Origin of the sequence: Actinophytocola sp., assembly GCF_035712165.1 — a bacterium.
Taxonomy (GTDB): Bacteria; Actinomycetota; Actinomycetes; order Mycobacteriales; family Pseudonocardiaceae; genus DASYTH01.
In genome coordinates, this window is the sequence record NZ_DASTBH010000366.1 from 1 (window position 1) to 5,096 (window position 5,096).

Sequence of the window (5,096 nt, forward strand, 5' to 3'; positions counted from 1 at the left end):
CCTACATCCCGGCCGGGCCGTGGCTGGCCGCCGGCGGTGACTGGTACGACGCGGTGGTCATGCCGGACGATCGGCTCGGCCTGGTGGTCGGCGACGTGGTCGGGCACGGCGCGCCCGCCGCGGCCGTCATGGGCCAGTTGCGCGCGGTCGCGGCCGAGCGGCTCACCCGGGGCTGTGCGGTGGGCGAGGTGTTCGGCGCGCTGGACCGGATGGCCGGCCTGACCGTCGACGGCCGGGGAACCACGGTGTGCGTCGCCATATTGGACCGGAGCACGGGGACTGTTCACTACGCCACCCGGGGTCACCCGCTGCCGGTGGTGCTGAGCGCGGACGGCTCGACCCGGGCGTTGACCGGCCAGACCGGTCCGGCGCTGGGCATCCCGGACACCGAGCCGGTGGTGAGCCGCGAACGGTTGCGTCCGGGTGAGACGCTGCTGATGTTCTCCGACGGCGCGGTGGAGCGGCCCGGTCGCGGCATCGGAGACGGCGTGGCGGTGCTGCGCGAGCTGGTGTCCGGTGTGGTGCGATCGCGCAACGGCGAGGGCGCGCCGCGGGCCCTGGCCGAGGCGGTGTGCTCGGCGGTGGCGCAGCCCGACGGCGATCCCGCGCCGGACGACCTGTGCGTGCTGGCGGTCACCCGGCTGGCGACGCCCACCCCGGCGCTCGACCTGCGCCTGCCCGGGGAGCCCGGGGAGCTCGGCACGCTGCACCGCGAGCTGGGGCGCTGGCTGGACGGGCTGGTGCTCAGTGGCGACGACCAGATCTCGCTGGAGCTGGCCGTGGTCGAGGCGGTCACCAACTCGATCGAGCACGGTTACCGCAGCAAGCCAGGTGAGGTCCGGGTGGAGCTCGCGCTCGACCGTGCCGGGACGGTCGCGGTCACCGTGTCCGATCAGGGTGGTTGGCGGGAACCGGCCGTCGAGGACCCGTTCCGGGGGCGGGGCCTGATGATGATGCGGGAGTGCTGCGACCGGTTGGATCTGGACGCCACATCCACCGGCACCACCGTCCACATGCGACGGTCGGTGCGCGCGCATGCCCTCGGGCCGACCAGGTCGGAGATGCCGGTGGACCGCCCGGAGCGCACCGAGCTTTCGGTTGCCGAGAGCCGGGACGAGAACTCCGCCCTGCTCGCGCTGTCCGGCGTCCTGGACACCAGCAACGCCGACGCGTTGCGGACCGCGATCCGCACCGCGACCCGGCACGGCGCCTTGCGCTGCACCGTGGACCTGGCCGACGTGATCCTGCTGGCCAGCGCCGCGCTGCGGGTCCTGTTCGAGCAGGAGTCCCGGATCCGCGCGGCCGGAGGAGAACTGGTGCTCCTGGCCGGGGACGGGTCACCGGCCCGAGCCGCGCTCGCGGTGAGCGGGCTGGACCGGGTGATCACCGTGCGGGCGGCGGTTTCCGAGTCAGGCGGCCAGTAGTTCGGTCGCGTGCCGGTGCGCCGCCTCGGCCTGGCGCATCATGATCTGTTGGTCAGCGCCGTTCTCGGCCGCCACGCGCTCGAGCATGTTCGCCTTGCGCTCATACCAGCGCCCGATCTCGGAGGCCGACGCGTATGGGCCGGGCCTGGACCGGATGAGTTGACCTAATTCTTCCATGACTGTCATCGCAGCACCCCCGCGAAAAAGTCAATACGAGGTACCCGTGATTTTGCCAACACTGCCGCGACGCGGGGCAGTGCGGGCATCATGGACCGGATATGAACTGCTCCGTCGGAGGCCCGTGAGTTTTTCCCGCGCCGCACCTCCGATATTCATCGTCACACCGGATGGCCGGAAAGTCGTTCTTTCGTCGTGCGCGCGTAGAGCGAACGTATGGTGCGCACGATCGCGTGCTGGTTAACGTTGGTCGGTGCAGCCGACGATCTCGCGCAGCGTGGAGGTCGCCGCCGACCCGGGCGTGGTGTGGTCGATGGTCACCGATCTGCCCAGGATGGGTGAGTACAGCCCGGAGAACGCCGGCGGCCGCTGGGTCGCGCCGGCCACCGGCCCGGCGCCGGGCGCCCGGTTCCGCGGCGTGAACCGCAACGGCACCAAGGAGTGGCACACCAGGGTCCGCGTGGTCGCCTGCCAGCCGCCGACCCGGTTCACCTTCGACGTCCGCACCCCCTTCGGGGTCCGGGTGTCGCGCTGGTCCTACGAGATCGTCCCCACGCCGGCCGGCTGCCGCCTCACCGAACACTGGTACCGCGTCGGCAACTGGTTCATCCGCCGCGTCATGGGCCCCAGGGTCACCGGCCGCGCCGACCGCCCCGGCTTCAACACCCTGTCGATCGACCACACCCTCGCCGCGGTGAAGGAACGCGCCGAGCGCCGGCTGACCGGCGCCTGACCGTTCCGCAACCAGAATGAGCCGGGTAGGTGACACGACCCGGGTTCGGGAAGGGGCGACGGTGGAGCTGTTGGTGGGCGGCGCGTTCGAGGGGTTGTTCCGGGAGTTCGGGCGGGAGGCGTTTCAGCTTCAGGTGCGGGAGGTGCCGGCGGGGCACGGAGCCGCGGCGTTTCAACGGTTCCTGACGGGGGAGGGGGATGACCTCGGCTGGCGGCAGGGGTGGTTGGAGCTGGTGCGGGACGCTGTCGCGGCCGGGCGGAGCATTCGCCGGGTCCGGGTGGTCTCGGTGCCGCACGGGGACTACACGCGGTGGGGACTGACCGTGGCCGCGCGGGATGTGGCGGCTGGGGAGGAGGTGCTGTGGTTACCCCGGCATTTTGCCGACTCGGCCATGAGCACCGATGACTTCTGGCTGTTCGACGACGAACGGGTGGTGTTCGAGGTGTTCCAGGACGGGCGGTTCGTGGGGGGCGCGGCCACCACCGACCCGGCGATCGTGGAGCGGTGCCGGAGCCTGCGCGACCGGGTCTGGCGCCGGGCCATCCCGCACCAGGAGTACGAGGTGAGCGACTTCGTCCGCGCGTAGCTCAGGGTTTGCGGCCGACGGCGGCCCAGACGACGGAGTTGATGGCCGGGTCGCTGGATGAGTCCCCGGGGCTTTCCGGACGCCAGTCGCCGAAGCCGACGAGACCCGGGGGGACGAGGGTGAAGCCGGCGCAGAGATCGAGCACCTCTGCGTGGGTGCGCGGGACGACCTGGTAGCGCGTGCCGGCGTAGAGCTCGATGGCCTCGGGGAGGCCGGGCGTGTTCTGGTCCAGGGTCAGGTGCGCGGCGACCAGGTGGCTGCCGGGGGCGATCCGGTCGCGGTAACCGGCCAGCACGCCGGCCGGGTCCCAGGCGTCCGGGACGAAGTGCAGCATCGGGGCGATCAGCCCGAGCGGCTCGTCCAGGTTGATCAGCCGGCGGACCAGGTCGCTGTCCAGGATCCCGGCCGCGTCCCGCAGATCGGCCTGGAGCACCGCGGTGCCCTCGGCGTCGGCGAGCTTCATCTCGGTGTGCGCGATCGCCACCGGGTCCATGTCGACGTAGACCCAGCGGGCGTCCGGCGCGGCCCGCTGCACCAGCCCGTGCAGGGTGCTCAAGGTCGGGATGCCCGAGCCGATGTCGAGGAACTGCCGGATGCCGGTGTCGACCAGATACAGGGTGGCCCGGCGCAGAAACGCCTGGTTGAGCCGGGCGACGTCCTCCATCGCGGGTAGCTGCTGCTTGACCTTCTCGGCCAGTTCGCGGTCGGCGGCGAAGTTGTGCCCGCCGCCCAGGAGGTAGTCGTGCACGCGAGCCGGATGGGGGGCGCCCGTGTCTACGGGCGGCGGCACCCTACGCACGTGTCCGGTCACCGTCTGCCTCAACGCCCTTCGACCGATTTGGGGGAGAGATGTACGCCATTCGAGTGTATTACCTCGCATAGCCCTCTACCGAGAGCATTCCCCCTTTTCCGCTTGGGCGGTTCCGAGCCGCTTCCGTATGCGATCCGTGGTCAGCACGGAGGAAATTGCGGTGGCCGGGTGGCCAACATGCTCCGGGGAGTGCGAGCGGCATGAGGGGGACGGTGTGGAGGCGCTGCTGGAGCGGGCTGCCGCGCGTGCGGAACTGGCGGACGCGGTCGCTGGAGCCATCGCCGGGCGGGGCGGGGTGGTGCTGGTCAGCGGCGAGGCCGGCACCGGCAAGACCAGTCTGGTCCGGGAGTTCTGCGCGCAGGTCGCGCCGAGGATGCGGGTCCTGCGGGGCGGTTGTGACGACCTGCTGACCGCCCGGGCGCTCGGGCCGCTGCGGGACGCGATGCCGGCCCTGGCCCAGACCGGCGGGGCGGACGTGTTCGACGCGGTGCTCGCCGAGCTCGCCGGGCCGGCCCCGACGGTCCTGGTGGTCGAGGACCTGCACTGGGCCGACGACGCGACCCTGGACGTGCTGGGCTACCTGACCCGCCGGGTCGCTGCCCTGCCCGCGCTCGTGGTGGTGACCGTGCGGGACGGCTGTGCGCCGTACGGGCATCCGCTGCACCGCTGGTTGGGCGGGCTGGCCGGCGCCCCGGTGCGCCGCGTGGTGCTCGAGCCGTTGTCGCTGCCGGCGGTCGGCACGCTGGCCGCCGGCACCGGGTGGGACGCGACCACCCTGCACGCGCTGACCGGCGGCAACCCGTTCTTCGTCACCGAGGTGCTGGCGGCGCCCGACTGCGGGGTGCCGGCCACGGTCGCCGACGCCGTGCTCACCCGGGTGCGCCGGCTGTCCGCGGCCTGCCAGCACGCGCTCACCCAACTCTGCGTGGTGCCCGGCACGGTCGACTACGAGCTGACCGAGGCGCTGCTCGGCGGGTCACTCGACGTACTCACCGAGGCCGAGGAGCGGGGCATCCTGCTGACCAGGGCGGAGGGCGTGGTGTTCCGGCACGAGCTGGCCCGCCGCGCGGTCGAGCAGCGGCTGTCGATGCTGCGCCGCAGGCTGCTGCACCAGGCCGTGGTCACCGCGCTGCGCGCGCAGGCCCGGCCGGACCTGGCCCGGCTGGTGCACCACGCCTCCCGGGCCGGCGACGCCGACACCGTGCTCCGGTTCGCCGCGCGGGCCGGCCGGGAGTCGGCGGCGGCCGGATCGCACCGGCAGGCGCTCGCGCACTTCGAGGCGGCGGTGCGGCATTCCGGCCGGTTGGACCGCGCCGACCGGGCCGCCCTGCTCGACGACTACGCCTGGGAGCTGCACAACGCGCA

At 72.6% G+C, this 5,096-nt stretch carries 6 protein-coding genes; 4 read left to right on the forward strand and 2 right to left on the reverse strand.

The window, feature by feature from the left end:
- The coding region (locus VFO68_RS20150; protein WP_325159885.1) for a SpoIIE family protein phosphatase at positions 1-1,424 on the forward strand (1,424 nt) is incomplete at its 5' end.
- Here the strand turns inward: VFO68_RS20150 and VFO68_RS20155 are convergent.
- A complete protein-coding gene (locus tag VFO68_RS20155) occupies positions 1,410-1,610 on the reverse strand; it encodes a hypothetical protein (RefSeq protein WP_325159886.1) in 201 nt (66 codons plus the stop codon). The genes VFO68_RS20150 and VFO68_RS20155 overlap by 15 nt on opposite strands.
- Before the next feature lie 244 nt (positions 1,611-1,854).
- On the opposite strand from VFO68_RS20155, the gene VFO68_RS20160 reads away from it, so the two are divergent.
- Together VFO68_RS20160 and VFO68_RS20165 are read left to right on the forward strand one after the other, a co-directional pair.
- Complete coding sequence (locus VFO68_RS20160) at positions 1,855-2,334, forward strand: SRPBCC family protein (RefSeq protein WP_325159887.1); 480 nt, start codon at positions 1,855-1,857, stop codon at positions 2,332-2,334.
- A 61-nt stretch (positions 2,335-2,395) separates the two neighbouring features.
- Positions 2,396-2,920, forward strand: a complete 525-nt coding sequence (locus VFO68_RS20165; protein WP_325159888.1) for a DUF6879 family protein — start codon at positions 2,396-2,398, stop codon at positions 2,918-2,920.
- 1 nt (position 2,921) lies between these two features.
- Here the strand turns inward: VFO68_RS20165 and VFO68_RS20170 are convergent, their stop codons facing one another.
- Complete coding sequence (locus VFO68_RS20170; RefSeq protein ID WP_325159889.1) at positions 2,922-3,731, reverse strand: SAM-dependent methyltransferase; 810 nt, start codon at positions 3,729-3,731, stop codon at positions 2,922-2,924.
- A 214-nt stretch (positions 3,732-3,945) separates the two neighbouring features.
- On the opposite strand from VFO68_RS20170, the gene VFO68_RS20175 reads away from it, so the two are divergent.
- Positions 3,946-5,096 (forward strand): ATP-binding protein (locus VFO68_RS20175; protein WP_325159890.1); only part of this gene is annotated, 1,151 nt, incomplete at its 3' end.

What these genes read in the sequence shown, in the direction of transcription:
- VFO68_RS20155 (WP_325159886.1), bottom strand. Translation starts at nt 1,610, where the DNA reads ATGACAGTCATGGAAGAATTAGGTCAACTCATCCGGTCCAGGCCCGGC.